This is a genomic window from Streptomyces sp. NPDC059371, from assembly GCF_042751995.1.
GTDB lineage: Bacteria > Actinomycetota > Actinomycetes > Streptomycetales > Streptomycetaceae > Streptomyces.
In genome coordinates this window covers 134,431-135,864 of sequence record NZ_JBHYXD010000014.1, presented here as the reverse complement: position 1 = coordinate 135,864, position 1,434 = coordinate 134,431, and the positions used below count along the sequence as shown (strand labels likewise).

At 70.6% G+C, this 1,434-nt stretch carries 1 pseudogene; it reads right to left on the bottom strand.

Annotated elements, in window-relative coordinates:
- Nucleotides 1–128: 128 nt before the first annotated feature.
- A pseudogene (locus ACFXGX_RS11420) lies at nt 129–1,434 on the bottom strand (hypothetical protein); the annotation flags it as partial.

The window sequence follows — 1,434 nt, the reverse complement described above, 5'->3', positions numbered from 1 at the left end:
CCTTATTAATTCCCCCGCCCCCCCCCTTAAAAAACCCCAAAAATAGCGCGGCCCCCTTATTTTTTTTATAAGCCCCGGGGCCCCCGGGGGGGTGGGGCGGGGGCCCCTCGACGCGCTTGGCGGGCCCGCTAGTTGGGGTTGGTGGGGATGGTCACGTCGCGTTCGGCGGTCGTCTTCCCGACCAGCGCCCTTCCTATGGCGGAGGCCACGTCCTGCGGGCTGACGGCCTTCTGGCTGCCGTCGCCCTTGGTGATCGTCACGCCGTCGAAGGCATGGCCGTACAGCGACTGGAGCGCGTTGAGGTCGTAGTGCTCGACGAGCTTGCCCTGGATCGGCCGGACGCTCAGGAACTTCCAGATGGACTTCTGCGGGCTGAACGGGATGGAGTGGTTGGCGTCCGTGCGGATGGTGATGTTCGCGGACATGGCGACCGTCGCGAACGTCGACATCTTCCGGTCCACCTCGGCCTTGCTGATCGTCGGCTGGCGGGTCGTGGTGGCGACCTTCACCGGCGTGACCGTGTTGCTCTCCACCTGGGCGCGGTACGCGTCCTGGACGGCCTGCAGCGAGGGTCCGACGTCGATGCCCTTGCCGGCCTTGCCGTAGACCGGGACGGCCTTGCCGGCCTGGAACTTGATCGTGCCGTCGCTCGCCGAACCCGAACCGCTCGCGGCGCGCTCCAGGGCCGCCTGCAGCTTCTCCTTGTCGACCGGCATCACGGGCTCCACCACACGCCCCTGCCCGAACAGCGAACCGATCACGGAGATCGGGTTGTAGTCGCTGGAGGCGGCGGCACGGACGGTGGCCTGGCTGTCGAGCTGGAGTCCGGCCTGGTCGGGCTTGAGCTGGACCGTGTCACCGTCGACGGACAGCGTGAGCGGCTTGTTCATCCGGGCGCCGAGGGCGTCGTCGAGCTTCTTGACGGCGTCGTCGCGGGTGCCGCCGCCGATGTCGACGCCGAGCACCGTGGTGCCCTTGGGCACGTCCGAGTGGTTCATGAGCAGGCCGGCACCGTAGGCACCGCCGGCGAGGACCACGACGAGGACGGCGAGCAGCGCCGGCTTGTTGCGGCCCTTCTTCTTCGCCTGCTTCGCGGGGGCGGACGGCTGCCGGACGGGCTCGGGAAGCTTCGGCGGGGTGTGCGACCGGGTGCCGGCGGGCTCCCCGTCGTACGCGAAATTCTGGCTGGGCGACACGACGGGCATGCCACTGGTCAGCGTGTGCCCGGAGACGTTGTCCGCGGGGGCGCCGTAGGCACCGGGGCCGGGGTCGGGTGCCGGCTTCTGCGGGGTGAGGATCGCGGTGTCGTCGCTGAGACCGCCGCTCAGGCCGCCGCGCGCGCCGGAGTATCCCGTGCCCGTGTTCCGGTTGCCGGGGGCCGGACCGGACCGGGCGGCCAGGCTGCCGGGGCCCGCGCCGGCGCCGGCCGGGGGC